General features: G+C 70.5%; 16 protein-coding genes. 10 read left to right on the top strand and 6 right to left on the bottom strand.

Annotated features, from left to right (window positions below; genetic code table 11):
- Positions 1 to 7: 7 nt before the first annotated feature.
- Positions 8 to 679, bottom strand: a complete 672-nt coding sequence (locus OQ968_RS08115; protein ID WP_324676462.1) for an O-methyltransferase — start codon at positions 677 to 679, stop codon at positions 8 to 10.
- Between the two features lie 203 nt (positions 680 to 882).
- Here OQ968_RS08115 and sigE point away from each other — a divergent pair, with 203 nt between their 5' ends.
- From sigE to tatB, 4 genes are all read left to right on the top strand, one after another.
- Positions 883 to 1689 (top strand): RNA polymerase sigma factor SigE, encoded by an 807-nt coding sequence (gene sigE, locus OQ968_RS08110; protein WP_324676460.1) that lies wholly within the window; start codon positions 883 to 885, stop codon positions 1687 to 1689.
- Between the two features lie 108 nt (positions 1690 to 1797).
- Positions 1798 to 2190 carry an anti-sigma E factor RseA gene (gene rseA, locus OQ968_RS08105; protein WP_324676458.1) on the top strand — a complete coding sequence of 131 codons (393 nt, stop codon included), beginning with the start codon at positions 1798 to 1800 and terminating at the stop codon, positions 2188 to 2190.
- Between the two features lie 93 nt (positions 2191 to 2283).
- Positions 2284 to 3795: a S1C family serine protease gene (locus OQ968_RS08100; RefSeq protein ID WP_324676456.1), complete on the top strand. Its 1512-nt coding sequence runs from the start codon at positions 2284 to 2286 to the stop codon at positions 3793 to 3795.
- An 8-nt stretch (positions 3796 to 3803) separates the two neighbouring features.
- Positions 3804 to 4187 (top strand): Sec-independent protein translocase protein TatB, encoded by a 384-nt coding sequence (tatB, locus tag OQ968_RS08095; RefSeq protein WP_324676454.1) that lies wholly within the window; start codon positions 3804 to 3806, stop codon positions 4185 to 4187.
- 9 nt (positions 4188 to 4196) lie between these two features.
- On the opposite strand, the gene OQ968_RS08090 is transcribed toward tatB, so the two are convergent.
- The 5 genes from OQ968_RS08090 to OQ968_RS08070 form a co-directional block, all read right to left on the bottom strand.
- Positions 4197 to 5354 carry an Mrp/NBP35 family ATP-binding protein gene (locus tag OQ968_RS08090; RefSeq protein WP_324676453.1) on the bottom strand — a complete coding sequence of 386 codons (1158 nt, stop codon included), beginning with the start codon at positions 5352 to 5354 and terminating at the stop codon, positions 4197 to 4199.
- 35 nt (positions 5355 to 5389) lie between these two features.
- Positions 5390 to 6679 (bottom strand): lytic transglycosylase domain-containing protein, encoded by a 1290-nt coding sequence (locus OQ968_RS08085; protein WP_324676451.1) that lies wholly within the window; start codon positions 6677 to 6679, stop codon positions 5390 to 5392.
- Between the two features lie 123 nt (positions 6680 to 6802).
- Positions 6803 to 7345 (bottom strand): DUF1003 domain-containing protein, encoded by a 543-nt coding sequence (locus OQ968_RS08080; protein ID WP_324676449.1) that lies wholly within the window; start codon positions 7343 to 7345, stop codon positions 6803 to 6805.
- Positions 7342 to 8649, bottom strand: a complete 1308-nt coding sequence (locus OQ968_RS08075) for a magnesium transporter MgtE N-terminal domain-containing protein (protein ID WP_324676447.1) — start codon at positions 8647 to 8649, stop codon at positions 7342 to 7344. Before OQ968_RS08075 ends, OQ968_RS08080 begins: the two co-directional genes overlap by 4 nt.
- A 64-nt stretch (positions 8650 to 8713) precedes the next feature.
- Entirely contained in the window at positions 8714 to 9217 is a 504-nt protein-coding gene (locus tag OQ968_RS08070) for a DUF4190 domain-containing protein (RefSeq protein ID WP_420715861.1), read from the bottom strand.
- An 8-nt stretch (positions 9218 to 9225) separates the two neighbouring features.
- Between OQ968_RS08070 and OQ968_RS08065 the strand changes: the two genes are divergently transcribed.
- Genes OQ968_RS08065 through OQ968_RS08040 form a run of 6 tightly spaced genes read left to right on the top strand, consistent with a single transcriptional unit; the run spans position 9226 to position 14670 of the window.
- Complete coding sequence (locus OQ968_RS08065; RefSeq protein ID WP_324676443.1) at positions 9226 to 9753, top strand: general stress protein; 528 nt, start codon at positions 9226 to 9228, stop codon at positions 9751 to 9753.
- Positions 9754 to 9771: 18 nt separating this feature from the next.
- A complete protein-coding gene (locus OQ968_RS08060) occupies positions 9772 to 11181 on the top strand; it encodes an extracellular solute-binding protein (protein WP_324676441.1) in 1410 nt (469 codons plus the stop codon).
- A gap of 53 nt (positions 11182 to 11234) precedes the next feature.
- Complete coding sequence (locus OQ968_RS08055) at positions 11235 to 12086, top strand: sugar ABC transporter permease (RefSeq protein ID WP_324676684.1); 852 nt, start codon at positions 11235 to 11237, stop codon at positions 12084 to 12086.
- A gap of 1 nt (position 12087) precedes the next feature.
- The gene (locus OQ968_RS08050) at positions 12088 to 12912 is read left to right on the top strand and encodes a carbohydrate ABC transporter permease (protein WP_324676682.1); all 825 of its coding nucleotides are present in this window, start codon (positions 12088 to 12090) and stop codon (positions 12910 to 12912) included.
- A gap of 4 nt (positions 12913 to 12916) precedes the next feature.
- Positions 12917 to 14089 (top strand): sn-glycerol-3-phosphate ABC transporter ATP-binding protein UgpC, encoded by a 1173-nt coding sequence (locus tag OQ968_RS08045; RefSeq protein WP_324676440.1) that lies wholly within the window; start codon positions 12917 to 12919, stop codon positions 14087 to 14089.
- The gene (locus OQ968_RS08040; RefSeq protein ID WP_324676438.1) at positions 14086 to 14670 is read left to right on the top strand and encodes a suppressor of fused domain protein; all 585 of its coding nucleotides are present in this window, start codon (positions 14086 to 14088) and stop codon (positions 14668 to 14670) included. The genes OQ968_RS08045 and OQ968_RS08040 overlap by 4 nt, the downstream gene beginning before the upstream one ends.
- The last annotated feature ends 72 nt before the right edge of the window (positions 14671 to 14742 follow it).

Raw genomic sequence — 14742 nt, 5'->3', positions numbered from 1 at the left:
GACGGAGTCAGTCCCTGACCGCGGCCAGCACGCCGTCGCCGAGCGGCACCAGCGCGGGGGTGAGCCGCTCGTCCTCGGCGATCAGCCGGGCCGCCTCGCGAACCGCGACCACCTCGGCGTCGCGCGCCGCGGGATCGCCGGCCCGCCCGCCCAGCCCGGCCCGGTGCACGACGATGACCCCGCCGGGGCGCAGCAGCCGCACCCCCTCGACGACGTAATCGGGCTGGTCGACCGGGTCGGCGTCGACGAACACCAGGTCGTACGACTCGTCGGCGAGCCGGGTGAGCACCTCCTGGGCGCGGCCGCTGATCAGCCTGGTGCGGGACGGTCCGATGCCGGCCTCGGTGAACGCCTGCTTGGCCAGCCGCAGATACTCGGGCTCGATGTCGATCGTCGTCAGGACGCCGTCGTCGCTCATACCCGACAGCAACCAGAGCCCGCTGACCCCCGCGCCGGTCCCCACCTCGGCGACGGCCTTGCCGCCGCTGAGCTTGGCCAGCAGGCTCAACAGCGCGCCGACCGCGGGCGTCACCGCGCCGGCGCCGATGTCCACGGCGCGCTCGCGGGCATCCGCCAGGATCGCGTCCTCCGAAATCGATCCCTCGGCGTGCGCGCACAGCGCCTCGGCGCCGGGGGCCGCCTGGTCCAGTGTCATCGAACCGTTGTCGGTACCGTCCATGTCCCGCAGCGTATGCCGGATTCGCGGCGCGATACGTCAGGCGCGCCTGAGCCGGGCCGCCGCGACACGCCCGGGCGGCGCAACGCGACGAAGCTCACTCCGAGGCGAATTCGCCCTGCTTAACACAGGTAACGATATTGTTTCTCAGGCAAACTTCAGTCTGCTCCTATGTCGCGCATACGCCGATGCGCGACGGTTTCCGTATGGAACGCGGCGGGTACTGGTCCGGGAATAGGCAGCGGCCGCTTCGCGTTGCCGCTGGCGACGAATTGTCAGGCCCTGACGCCACGGAAAACGCCACGGTAAACGCCAGGGACAACGTCAGGGAAAACCCGGAGGATCCGATCATCACCACGCTTTTGAGCCCGACCAGCATGTCTCATGCCCAGGAGTGCCGAGACGACGAGTGGGTGGAGGTTCCCGACGCGTTGCAGGGAACCGCGGTGTTCGACGCGACGGGAGACAAGTCGACCATGCCGTCGTGGGACGAGCTGGTCCGCCAGCATGCCGACCGGGTCTACCGACTGGCCTACCGGCTGTCGGGCAACCAGCACGACGCCGAGGACCTGACGCAGGAGACGTTCATCCGGGTGTTCCGGTCGGTGCAGAACTATCAGCCCGGGACCTTCGAGGGCTGGCTGCACCGCATCACCACCAACCTGTTCCTGGACATGGTGCGCCGGCGGGCGCGCATCCGGATGGAAGCGCTGCCCGAGGACTACGACCGGGTGCCCGCCGACGAACCCAACCCCGAGCAGATCTACCACGACGCGCGGCTCGGGCCCGACCTGCAGGCCGCCCTGGATTCGCTGCCGCCGGAATTTCGTGCCGCGGTGGTGCTGTGCGACATCGAGGGCCTGTCCTACGAGGAGATCGGCGCCACCCTGGGCGTGAAGCTGGGCACCGTGCGCAGCCGCATCCACCGCGGGCGCCAGGCGCTGCGCGACTACCTCGCCGCGCACCCGGAACGCGGCGGCCGGCCCGAAACGTTGCACAGCAAGTCGGCGTAGCCCCCCGGTCCCCAGGCAACAATCGGGCGGTTTTACGCGCTCGCGACGGGTGTCGGGCGGCTCGCCGCGCTACATTCGAGGTGTACGTGGCAGCGAAAGGAGCCGGCGATGGCCGACCGAGGACATGTGTTCCGCCGCGCGTTCTCCTGGCTGCCCGCCCAATTCGCCTCCCAAAGTGATGCACCCGTCGGCGCGCCGCGCCAGTTCGGTTCCACCGAGCACTTGTCCGTCGAGGCGATCGCGGCCTTCGTGGACGGCGAGCTGCGGATGAACGCACACCTGCGCGCCGCTCATCACCTCTCGCTGTGCCCGGAGTGCGCGGCCGAAGTGGAGGACCAGAGCCGGGCGCGCACCGCGTTGCGCGACTCGCAGCCGATCCGCATCCCCACCGCGTTGCTGGGGATGCTCGCCGACATTCCGCACAGTTCGCCCGACGACACGTCCCGGATGCCCGACGGCCTGCTCGACCGCGACGTGCGCGACCGGCGTAAGCGCCGGTAGCTTGAGATCCCGCGACCACAAAACCGTGGATACTAGGGTGGCCTGTATCAGGCGCGTCCCGAGCGCTCGGACGAGGATTTAAAAGAGGATCACGTGACCTCCGACCAAGACGACAGCGGCAACAACGGCGGCAACCGCCTGGCGCCGCGCCCCATCTCCCGGCCACCCGTCGACCCCGCGTCGCGGCAGACCTTCGGCCGCCCCGCCGGGCTGCGGGGGTCCTTCGTGGCGGAGCGCGTGCGCCCGCAGAAGTACCGGGAGCAGGGCGAGTTCAGGCCGCACGACGAACCGGCCGACCCCGTCCTGGAGGAGGCGTTCAGCCGGCCCGTCGGAGTGGGCGAATCGCTGCAGCGCCACCCGGTCGACGCCGGCGCGCTGACCGCGGAGAGGGACGGGGCCGGGCCGGACGAGCTCGACGACCCGTGGCGAGACCCCGGGGCCCCGGCCGGGCTGGGATCCCCGGCCGTCACCCCGGCGCCGCCGCGCTCCGCGCTGGGCCACGGCGGCAAGCTGGGCGTGCGCGACGTGCTGTTCGGCGGCAAGGTTTCCTACCTCGCGCTGGCCGTGCTGATGCTGATCGCGCTGGTGATCGGGCTGCTCGGCGGGGTGATCGGCCGCAAGACGGCCGAGGTCGTCGAGGCGTTCACCACCTCGAAGGTGACGCTGTCGACCACCGGCAACGGCGAGGGGCCGGCGGGCCGGTTCGCCAAGGTCGCCGCCGCGACGGCCGACTCCGTGGTGACCATCGAGTCGAAGAGCGACCAGGAGGGCATGCAGGGCTCCGGCGTCGTCATCGACGGCCGCGGCTACATCGTCACCAACAACCACGTGATCTCCGAGGCGGCCAACAACCCCAGCCAGTTCAAGACCACGGTGGTGTTCAACGACGGCAAGGAGGTGCCCGCCAACCTCGTCGGGCGCGACCCCAAGACCGACCTGGCCGTGCTCAAGGTCGACAACGTCGACAACCTGAGCGTGGCCCGCCTCGGTGACTCGGACAAGATGCGGGTCGGCGACGAGGTCCTGGCCGCCGGCGCGCCGCTGGGCCTGCGCAGCACCGTGACCCACGGCATCATCAGCGCGCTGCACCGCCCGGTCCCGCTGTCGGGGGAGGGCTCCGACACCGACACCGTCATCGACGCGCTGCAGACCGACGCCTCGATCAACCACGGCAACTCCGGCGGCCCGTTGATCAACATGAACTCCGACGTGATCGGCATCGATACCGCCGGAAAGTCGTTGTCGGACAGCGCAAGTGGGCTGGGCTTCGCGATCCCCATCAACGAGGTCAAAGAGGTCGCGCAGACCCTGATCAAGGACGGCAAGATCGTGCACCCGACGCTGGGCGTCAGCACCCGCTCGGTGAGCAACGCGATCGCCTCCGGCGCCCAGGTCGCCAACGTGAAGGCCGGCAGCCCCGCGCAGAAGGGCGGGATCCTGGAGAACGACGTGATCGTCAAGATCGGCAACCGCAAGGTCGCCGACTCCGACGAGTTCGTCGTCGCGGTCCGGCAGCTCAACATCGGGCAGGACGCCCCGGTGGAGGTGGTCCGCGACGGCCGGCACGTCACGCTGACGGTGAAGCCGGACGGGGACAACGGCTAGGGGGCTGGGTGCTGGGGAACCTGAGCTGGGAGCACATCGCCGTCCTCGTGGTGGTCGGGCTGGTGATCCTCGGCCCGGAGCGGTTGCCGGGCGCCATCCGGTGGACGTCGAACGCGCTGCGGCAGGCCCGCGACTATCTCAGCGGCATGACGAGCCAGCTGCGCCAGGACCTCGGGCCCGAGTTCGACGAGCTGCGCGCCCCGCTGAGTGAGCTGCAGAGGCTGCGCGGGATGACGCCGCGCGCGGCGCTGACCAAGCACCTGCTGGACGGCGACGACTCCTTTTTCACCGGGAATTTCGACCGGCCGGTCAACGGCGCGCCGCCGAAGCCGTCAACCCCGGAGCCGACGCCGCAGCACGGTCCGGCGCCGTTCGACACCGACGCGACCTGAACCGGGCGCTCAGCGCTTGGTCGGGTCGAGGCCCAGCGACACCCCGGCCAGCCCGCGCCGCCGCGTCGACAGTCCGTCGGCGACGCCGGCCAGCGCCTTGCCCACCGGCGAGTCGGGCGCGCTCAGCACGATCGGTGTGCCGGCGTCGCCCGCGGCGACCAGCGCGGGGTCCAGCGGGATCTGGCCCAGCAGCGGCACGTCCGCGCCGGTCGCCCGCGACAGCCGCTCGGCGACCTGCCGGCCGCCGCCCTCGCCGAAGACCTGCAGCGTCGAGCCGTCCGGCAGCTGCAGCCCCGACATGTTCTCCACGACGCCGACGATGCGCTGCCGGGTCTGCAGCGCGATGCTGCCGGCCCGCTCGGCGACCTCGGCGGCGGCCAGCTGCGGCGTCGTCACCACGAGGATCTCCGCGTTCGGGATCAGCTGGGCCACCGAGATGGCGATGTCACCGGTCCCCGGCGGCAGGTCGAGCAGGAGCACGTCCAGGTCGCCCCAGTACACGTCGGCCAGGAACTGCTGCAACGCCCGGTGCAGCATCGGCCCCCGCCACACCACCGGCGTGTTGCCCTGGGTGAACTGCGCGATCGAGATGACCTTCACCTCGTGGGCGATCGGCGGCAGGATCATCGACTCCACCTGGGTGGGCCGGTCGGTGGTGCCCATCATCCGCGGGATGGAATGGCCGTGGATGTCGGCGTCGAGCACACCCACCGCCAGGCCGCGCGCGGCCATCGCCGCGGCGATGTTGACCGTGACGGTCGACTTGCCGACCCCGCCCTTGCCCGACGCGACGGCGTACACGCGGGTAAGCGAGCTCGGCTGGGCGAACGGGATGACCGGCTCGCCGGCGTCCCCGCGCAGCCGCTTGCGCAGCTCGGTGCGCTGCTCGTCGCTCATCACGTCCAGGCTGACCTTCACCGCGCCGGTGCCGGGAACGTCGGCGACCGCGCTGGTCACCCGCTCGGTGATTTCGCTCTTTTTCGGGCAGCCGGCGATGGTCAGGTAAATCGTCACGTGCACCCCGCCGTCGGGGGCGATGTCGATGGTCTTGACCATGCCGAGTTCGGTGATGGGACGCCGCAATTCGGGGTCGATCACCTTGCCCAGGGCGGTGCGGATGGCCGCGCTCAGGTCGGTTTGCGGATCGGCGGCGTCATGACTGGACATCACCGCCGAGTGTAGGCGGCCGGTCGGCCGACGGGTCAGGCCGCCGGGGCGGGCGCGGGCTGGTGGTGCGCCTGGGAACCGGCGGCCGCGTTCGGCGTCGGGCCGGCCGGGTTCGGCGCGGCGGGCGGCGGCGCGGCCGGCGGGGCGGGCTCAGGCGGTGGCGGCGCCAGCGGGGGTGGCGGGGCCGGCGGCGGGAACTGCCCCGGCTGCGGCTGGCTTTGCGGGCCGATGCAGATCAGCGTGCAGCCGGGCTGTCGCGTCTGCCCGGGCACCGGGGTGTTGGCCGGCATCCACGGGAACATCGGCGGCTGGCCGAGCGGCTGCGGCGGGCCGAAGTCGATCAGCGGCATCCGCGCCATCGGATCGTCGACCGACAGGCCGTTGATGTTCATCGGCAGGCCGGGACCCAGCCCCTCCGGGTGCTCGTCGTGGGCGTCGCCCAGCGGAGGCGGCGGCCCGGTGATCGGCGGCAGGTCGACCGGGACGACGCCGGTCGCATACGCCGCCGCCCAGCCCAGCACGTTCTGGGCATACGGCATCGAGTTGTTGTAGCGCAGGATCGCGGCCATCACCTGCGCCGGGTCGCGCAGGTTGAGCCCGCCGGCGCACAGGTACCGGGCGGCCGCGAGCGTGGCGTCGAACAGGTTCTGCGGATCGGCCGTGCCGTCGCCCTTGCCGTCCGAGGCGTACCGCGCCCAGGTGCCGGGCAGGAACTGCATCGGGCCCATCGCGCGGGCGTAGGTGACCCGGTTGCCGACGCTGCTCTGCAGGATGACCTCGTTGCCGGGCAGCGTGCCGTCCAGCGCCGGGCCGTAGATCGGGACGACCGCGGTGCCGCGCGCATCGACCGCGCCGCCGCCCGCGTGGCCGGACTCGATGCGCCCGATGCCGGCCAGCAGGTTCCAGCTGACACCGCAGCCCGGGGCCTCGACGGCCATCTTCTGTTCGGCGCTGCGGTAGGCCGACAGCGCGATCATCGGGATGCCCAGCGCGCCCGGCGCATTCACGATCATCGGCGGCGGCGGCGCCGAAGCGGAGCCCGCGGCGACGTGGAAGGCCGTCGGCGCGTGCTCGATGGCGATGACCGACGGGCCGGAAAGGTCGGGGACGGTGGGCGACACGGCGGCCACCGGGCTGACCACGGCGTGCACCGACGGGATCGGGTTCTTTCCGTGCGACGGGGAAGGCGCCCCGCCAACCGCTCCGGCCAGCACCAGCGGCGTGATCACCGCTACCCCGAATGCCGGTGTCCGCGTTACGCCGACGGCCCGCTTCCGGACCGCCGCAGCGGCCGGGCGTGCACCCCAGCGTCCCCCAATGCGCACTCGACCGTCCTTATGTGAGCTACCGGTTGTACGTGAGCTGCCGGAAACCTCATCTCAGCTTCGTGAACTCGCTCACCATACATAACTCCCGTGACGGGAGTGGCGCAATGGTTGATTTGGCATTCACCGGGATTTCTTGGCCGTCCGCTCCAGGTCATCGGCCGCCCGCGCGGCGTCGGCGTCCGGCATCTCCGGCTGCAGCTGGACCAGCAAGGCGCGCAGGTCCTCGAGCTCGTGACGCAGGTATTCGCGGGTGGCCACCTCGCCGACGGCCAGCCGCAGCGCGGCCAGCTCGCGGGCCAGGAACTCGGTGTCGGCCTTGGTCTGTGCGGCGCGACGACGGTCCTCTTCGAGCGCCACCCGGTCCCGGTTCTCCTGACGGTTCTGGGCCAGCAGGATCAGCGGCGCCGCGTACGCGGCCTGCGTGGAGAAGGCCAGATTCAGCAGGATGAAGGGGTACGGGTCCCAGCGCACGCTGGCCGCGACCAGGTTCACCGCGATCCAGGCCAGCACCACGATCGTCTGCAGCAGCAGGTAGCGGCCGGTGCCGAAGAAACGCGCGATGGACTCGGTGATCTGCCCGACGGTCTCGGGGTCCATGCGCGGCGAGTACCTGCGCGATGTCCGCGGGGTGTACAGCCGCCGCGGCGCCGTGGATTTGCTCACGCGGATCCTCCAAGTGCTTCCAGGCGGGCGGCGGGGTCCGGCGTCTGCATGTCCACCCGCCAGTCGTGGGGCAGCAGGTGGTCGAGCAGGTCGTCCACGGTCACGGCGCCCAGCAGGTGGTTCTGGTCGTCCACCACCGGCCCGCACACCAGGTTGTAGGCCGCGAAGTAGCGGGTCACGCCGCCCAGCGGGGTCTCCGGCGTCAGGGTGAGCAGGTCGGTGTCGACGATCCCGCCGACCAGCGCGCCCGGCGGCTCGCGCAGCAGCCGCTGCAGTTGCACGCAGCCCAGGTAGCGACCGGTCGGGGTGGCCGTCGGCGGGCGGGCCACGAACACCATGGACGACAGAGCGGGGGTCAGGTCGGGGTCGCGGACCCGGGCCAGCGCCTCGGCGACGGCGGTGTCGGGGGTCAGCACCACCGGGTCGGAGGTCATCAGGCCGCCGGCGGTGTCGGGCGAGTGCGTCAACAGCCGTCGCACCGAGTCGGATTCGCCGGGGTCCATCCGGGTCAGCAGGATCTCGGCGTCGGTCGGATTCAGCACCCCGAGCAGGTCGGCGGCGTCGTCGGGATCCATCTCCTCCAGCACGTCGGCCGCCCGTTCGGTGCCCAGCTGGGACAGCGCGTCGGCCTGATCCAGCTCGGGCAGCTCCTGCAGGATGTCGGCCAGCCGGTCGTCGTTGAGCGCCTTGAGCACCTCGTAGCGCCGCTTGGGCGGCAGCGCGCGGATGGCGTCGGCCACGTCGACCGGTTTTCGCCCGTTGAACTGCTCCAGCAGCTGGGCCACCCCCTGGCCCGGCAGGGCCAGCGCCGACGGGGTCAGCCCCTGCACGCTTCGCCAGTCGACGACGTGCACCGGGCCGCGGCGTCCCAGCCGCCGCTGGGCGCGCACGGCCACCCGGCTCACCATCCAGTCGCGGGTTCGGGTCTGCTCGATCCCGAGGTCGGTGATCACCACGTCGAGGCCGGCCAGCTCCGGCAGTTCCGGGTCGTTGACCTTCACCGGGGTGTCGAGCACCTGGCCGATCGCCAGCACCTCGCCCGGCCGTTGCTCGAAGTGCCGCAGGGACACGTTGCCGGTGTTGAGGGTCACCGCGTCGGGCTCGATCGCGGCGACCCTCAGGATCGGGATGAAGATGCTGCGGCGGGTGGCCAGGTCGACCAGCAGGCCCAGCACCCGCGGTTGCTGACGGACGATGCTGATGCTGATCACGGCGTCGCGGACGCGGCCGAAGTTCTCACCGAGCGGACCCAGCACCAACATTCGCGCGAGCCGCGCGATGTACACCCTGTTGACCGATCCCATGAAAGAGAGCCTAGGCAGCCGGGGGCCGCATGGCAGCCGAAGGTATCGGCCCCGAGCGGCGCCGCTACCGCTGCAGCGCGAAGATCGCGACGACCAGGTTGACGATCATGGTCGCGACCCCGATCACGATGCCGGCGACGGCCAACGCGTAGCCCTCCTGGTGAGTCCGCTTGATCTGGCCGATCGCCAGCGCGCCCAGCACGATAGCCAGGATCCCGCCGATGCAGCAGAACACTCCGGTGAACGACGAGATCAGCGAGCCGATCGCCAGCCCGTTCATGCCCGGCTGCACCTGCGGCCCGTAGCCCCCCGGGTAGTCCAGCGGCGGATAGTAGCCGCCCGGATAGCCCGGATAACCCGGATGGGAGGGCGGCGGTGCCGGCGCACCCCAGGGCGGTTGCCAGGGCGGCTGCTCGCCGTCGTGGGCGCTCTCGTCGCCGGGGCCGCCGGGAGCCGTCATGGTGTTAAATCTAGCCTCCGCGCTGGTAGCGGGCGCGGCCGCTCGGCGGCCACCTCGATGGCCGCCTCGATAGGGTGGGGGACAAAGCCGTTGCAGGCGGAGGAGAATGAGCGTCGATGACTAGTCCTTTCCAGCCCGGGCAGGTTCCCGGCTCGACGCCGACCGGCGCCGGCGCGGGACGGCGCGGTGTGCCCGGATTGCCGACTCCCCCGAAGGGCTGGCCGGTCGGGTCGTATCCCACCTACGCCGAGGCGCAGCGCGCCGTCGACTACCTGTCCGAACAGCAATTCCCGGTCCAGCAGGTGACCATCGTCGGCGTCGACCTGATGCAGGTCGAGCGGGTCACCGGCCGGCTGACCTGGCCCAAGGTGCTCGGCGGCGGGGTGCTCAGCGGCGCGTGGCTCGGGCTGTTCATCGGGTTGGTGCTCGGCTTCTTCAGCCCGAACCCGTGGGCCGCGCTGGCGACCGGCCTGGTGGCCGGGGTGTTCTTCGGGCTGATCACCTCGGCGGTTCCGTACGCAATGGCACGTGGCACAAGGGATTTCAGCTCGACGATGCAATTGGTGGCGGGCCGCTACGACGTGCTCTGCGATCCCCAGAACGCGGAGAAAGCGCGGGATCTGTTGGCGCGCCTGGCAATCTGACGCGCGGAGGCTGGTCCAGTGGTGAGTCGTCGCCGGCGCGCAAGCCGATTGGGCGCGCTCGCGCTCGCGACGCTGACCATCGCAGCGGTGTCGGGCTGCGGCTCGGGCGGCCATCAGCTGGTCATCAGCTTCTACACGCCGGCCACCGACGGCGGGACCTGGACCCGGGTGGCTCGCCGGTGTACCGAGGAATTCGGCGGCCGGTTCGCGATCGCGCAGACGAGCCTGGCCAGGGCGCCGGGCGAGGAACGCTTGCAGCTGGCCCGCCGGCTGACCGCCCACGACCGCAGCCTGGACGTGATGGCGCTGGACGTCATCTGGACCGCGGAGTTCGCCGAGGCCGGGTGGGCGCTGCCGCTGTCCGACGACCCGGCCGGGCAGGCCGAGGACGATGCGACCGTCGACACCCTGCCCGGGCCGCTGGCGACGGCGCGCTGGAAGCACACCCTCTACGCCGCGCCCGTCACCACGAACACCCAATTACTTTGGTATAGGCCGGATTTGGTCGCTTCTCCGCCGCGCGACTGGAACGACATGGTGGCCGAGGCGACGCGGTTGCACGCCGCGGGCAAGCCCGGCTGGATCGCCGTGCAGGCCAACGAGGGTGAGGGGCTGGTGGTGTGGTTCAACACGCTGCTGGTGAGCGGGGGCGGACAGGTGCTCTCGGAGGACGGCCGGCAGGTCACCCTGACCGACACACCCGCCCACCGCGCCGCCACCGTCAACGCGCTGCGCATCCTCAAGTCGGTGGCCACCGCCCCCGGCGCCGACCCGTCGATCACCCGCACCGACGAGGGCACCGCGCGGCTGGCGGTCGAACAGGGTAGGGCCGCGCTCGAGGTGAACTGGCCGTTCGTGCTGGCGTCCATGCTGGAGAACGCGGTGAAGGGCGGCGTGGACTTCCTTCCCCTCAACCGCAATCCCGAGCTGGCCGGCACCATCGACGGCGCCGGCGCGTTCGTGCCCAACGACGAGCAGTTCCGCATCGCCTACAACGCCAGCCAGAAGGTGTTCGGTTTCGCGCGCTATCCCGGCGTGGCGCCCGGCCGGCCGGCCAAGGTGACGCTCGGCGGGCTGAACCTGGCGGTGGCCGCCACCACCCGGCACCGCGCCGAGGCGTTCGAGGCCGTCCGCTGCCTGCGCAGCCTGGAAAGCCAGAAATACGTTTCGATAGCGGGCGGCCTGCCCGCCGTGCGCACCTCGCTGTATTCCGACCCGCAGTTCCAGGCCAAGTACCCGATGTACACGGTCATCCGCCAGCAGCTCACCGACGCGGCGATGCGCCCGGCGACGCCGGTGTATCAGGCGGTGGCCATCCGGCTCGCGTCGGTGCTGAGCCCGATCACGGCGATCGACCCGGACCGGACGGCCGACGAGCTGACCGCCCAGGTGCGAAAGGCCATCGACGGCAAGGGGCTGTTGCCGTGACCGCCCTCGTCGCGCGCACCCGGACCGGGCCGCCGGAACGGCGCCTGGCGTTCATGCTCGTCGCCCCCGCGGCGACGCTCATGCTGGCGGTGACGGCCTACCCGATCGGCTATGCGGTCTGGCTCAGCCTGCAGCGCAACAACCTGGCCACGCCCAACGACACCGCGTTCATCGGCCTGGGCAACTACCAGACGATCTTGACCGACCGGTACTGGTGGACGGCGCTGGCCGTGACGCTGGCGATCACCGTGGTGTCGGTGTCCATCGAGTTCGTGGTGGGCCTGGCGCTGGCGCTGGTGATGCACCGCACGCTGGTGGGCAGGGGCGTGGTGCGCACCGCGGTGCTCATCCCGTACGGCATCGTCACGGTGGTCGCGTCGTACAGCTGGTACTACGCCTGGACGCCGGGCACCGGGTACCTGGCCAACCTGCTGCCCCAGGGCCCCCATTTTCAAGCGCCGCTGACCGCGCAGATCCCGTCGCTGGCCATCGTCGTCCTCGCCGAGGTCTGGAAGACCACGCCGTTCATGTCGCTGCTGTTGCTGGCCGGCCTGGCGCTGGTTCCCGAGGATCTGCTCAAGGCGGCCCAGGTCGACGGCGCGAGCGCGTGGCGGCGGCTGACGCGGGTGACCCTGCCGATCATCAAGCCCGCCGTCGTGGTCGCGCTGCTGTTCCGCACGCTGGACGCGTTCCGCATCTTCGACAACATCTACGTGCTGACCTACGGCGCCAACAACACCGCGTCGGTGTCGATCCTGGGCTACGACAACCTGTTCAAGGGCTTCAATGTCGGGGTCGGCTCGGCGATCAGCGTGCTGATCTTCATCTGCGTGGGCATCATCGCGCTGATCTACATCAAGGTCTTCGGCGCCGCGGCGCCGGGTGGTGACGTCGATGGCCGCTGAGCTGGACAGGCGGCGCGCCGCCGCGTGGGCCGTCATCGACGCGGCGGTGGTGGTGTACGCGCTGCTTCCGGTGCTGTGGATCCTCGGCCTGTCGCTCAAACCGACGTCAACGATCAAGGACGGCAAGCTGATTCCGTCGTCGGTGACCCTGGCCAACTATCGCGGCATCTTCCGCGGTGACGTCTTCAGCTCGGCGCTGATCAACTCCATCGGGATCGGATTGATCACCACCGCGATCGCCGTCGTGCTGGGCGCGATGGCGGCCTACGCGATCGCCCGGCTGACCTTTCCCGGTAAGCGGGCGCTCATCGGCGTGGCGCTGTTGATCACGATGTTCCCGGCGATCTCTCTGGTCACCCCGCTGTTCAACATCGAACGGTTCCTCGGCCTGTTCGACACCTGGCCCGGGCTGATCCTGCCCTACATCACTTTCGCGTTGCCCCTTGCCATCTACACGCTGACGGCGTTCTTCCGCGAGGTTCCGTGGGATCTGGAGAAGGCAGCCAAGATGGACGGCGCCACGCCCGGTCAGGCCTTTCGCAAGGTGATCGTCCCGCTGGCGGCGCCGGGGCTGGTGACCGCGGCGATCCTGGTGTTCATCTTCGCCTGGAACGACCTGCTGCTGGCGCTGTCGCTGACCGCCACCAAGGCCGCGATCACCGCGCCGGTGGCGATCGTGAACTTCAGCGGGAGTTCGCAGTTCGAGGAGCCGACCGGATCGATCGCGGCCGGCGCCGTCGTGATTACGATCCCGATCATCGTGTTTGTTCTAATCTTCCAACGACGGATCGTCGCCGGGCTGACCTCTGGCGCGGTGAAGGGATAGCGCGATGGCCGAGATTGTGCTGGAGCACGTCACCAAGACCTACCCCGACGGGTCGGCCGCGGTGCGCGACCTGAACGTCACCATCGCCGACGGCGAATTCCTGATCCTGGTCGGGCCTTCCGGCTGCGGCAAGACCACGACGCTGAACATGATTGCCGGGCTTGAGGATATCTCGTCGGGCGAGTTGCGCATCGACGGCCGGCGGGTGAACGAGAAGGCGCCCAAGGACCGCGACATCGCCATGGTGTTCCAGTCCTACGCGCTGTACCCGCACATGACGGTGCGGCAGAACATCGCCTTCCCGCTGACCCTGGCGAAGATGAAGAAGCCCGACATCGCGCGCAAGGTCGAAGAGACCGCGAAAATCCTTGACCTGACCGAACTCCTGGACCGCAAGCCCTCCCAGTTGTCCGGCGGGCAACGACAGCGCGTCGCGATGGGGCGGGCGATCGTGCGGCATCCCAAGGCCTTCCTGATGGACGAGCCGCTGTCCAACCTGGACGCCAAGCTGCGGGTGCAGATGCGCGGCGAGATCGCCCGGCTGCAGCGCAAGCTGGGCGCGACCACCGTTTACGTCACCCACGACCAGACCGAGGCGATGACGCTGGGCGATCGTGTGGTGGTGATGCACGGCGGCGTCGCCCAGCAGATCGGCACGCCCGACGAGCTCTACGAGCGCCCGGCCAACCTGTTCGTCGCGGGATTCATCGGCTCGCCCGCGATGAACTTCTTCCCCGCCACCCTGACGCCGACCGGCCTGACGCTGCCGCTCGGGGAGGTGACGCTGACACCGGACGTCCAGGAGACGATCGCACAGCATCCCGAACCGGAGAACGTCGTCGTCGGTGTGCGGCCCGAGCACCTGTCCGACGCCGCGCTGATCGACGGCTACCAACGCATCCGGGCGCTGACCTTCGAGGTCAAGGTGGACCTGGTCGAATCGCTGGGCGCCGACAAGTACCTGTACTTCACCAGCCCCGGTCCGGCCGTGCACGCCGCGCAGCTGGACGAGCTGGAGGCGGAGGGCGAGGCGCACGAAAGCCATTTCGTGGCAAGGGTTCCCACCGAATCGAGAGCGGCCATGGGCCAGTCGGTCGAGTTGGCGCTCGACACCACCAAGCTCGCCGTGTTCGACGGGGACTCCGGGGCTAATCTGACGATTCCGCCCGACGAGTGATCACCGACCTCGTGCGCGCGCATGTGCGTGGGCACTTCGCGGGTGCCGAGCCCGATTCGGCGAGCGTGACGTTTCTGGGCACCGAAACCATCGAGGTGCTGCGATTCCGTTGCGACGGGTTGACGCATTACGTGTCGCTGGGCTGCTCGCGTCACCCGATGGGCGATCCGACCGAGATCCTCGTCGACCCGCTGCGCGGCCCGCGCGCCGAGGTCGTGCTGCGGCTGCGAGATCCCGGTCCGGTCACCGGGATCGCCCGCAGCCTGGCCGTGCTGGCGGCCACGCCGGCGGTCGACGGCGTGGTGCTGACCGCCGACGCGCTGATCGACCTCGGCACGCCGCTGTGGGCGCGGCCGTCGGGGCGGGCGTCGTTCACCGCGATGCTGTTGGGCCGCAGCGACATTCCGGATCTTCCGCTGGAGCCGCCGCGTGACCCGGTGAGCTTCTTGTCGGTCACGCCCATCACCGCGACCGAGGCGGCCTGGGTGCGGCTCAAGGGCGCCGAGGCGATGCGGCGGGCGTGGCGGAGCGACGGCGTCGACGTGCTGGACCCGAATCGCCCGGCCCTTCGCCGAGTGTGAAGCTGTTGCGAGTCCGCCGCCGAGATTTCGCAACAGCTTCACGCTCGGCGAGGGGGGCGAAGCGCGCGAGAG

The sequence above is a fragment of the Mycobacterium sp. 663a-19 genome (genome assembly GCF_035616495.1).
Taxonomy (GTDB): domain Bacteria; phylum Actinomycetota; class Actinomycetes; order Mycobacteriales; family Mycobacteriaceae; genus Mycobacterium.
This window is presented reverse-complemented; position numbering and strand designations above follow the sequence as displayed.

What these genes read in the sequence shown, in the direction of transcription:
- OQ968_RS08115 (WP_324676462.1), bottom strand. Translation starts at nt 679, where the DNA reads ATGGACGGTACCGACAACGGTTCGATGACACTGGACCAGGCGGCCCCC.
- sigE (WP_324676460.1), top strand. Translation starts at nt 883, where the DNA reads ATGGAACGCGGCGGGTACTGGTCCGGGAATAGGCAGCGGCCGCTTCGC.
- rseA (WP_324676458.1), top strand. Translation starts at nt 1,798, where the DNA reads ATGGCCGACCGAGGACATGTGTTCCGCCGCGCGTTCTCCTGGCTGCCC.
- OQ968_RS08090 (WP_324676453.1), bottom strand. Translation starts at nt 5,354, where the DNA reads ATGTCCAGTCATGACGCCGCCGATCCGCAAACCGACCTGAGCGCGGCC.
- OQ968_RS08075 (WP_324676447.1), bottom strand. Translation starts at nt 8,649, where the DNA reads ATGGGATCGGTCAACAGGGTGTACATCGCGCGGCTCGCGCGAATGTTG.
- OQ968_RS08065 (WP_324676443.1), top strand. Translation starts at nt 9,226, where the DNA reads ATGACTAGTCCTTTCCAGCCCGGGCAGGTTCCCGGCTCGACGCCGACC.
- OQ968_RS08055 (WP_324676684.1), top strand. Translation starts at nt 11,235, where the DNA reads ATGCTCGTCGCCCCCGCGGCGACGCTCATGCTGGCGGTGACGGCCTAC.
- OQ968_RS08045 (WP_324676440.1), top strand. Translation starts at nt 12,917, where the DNA reads ATGGCCGAGATTGTGCTGGAGCACGTCACCAAGACCTACCCCGACGGG.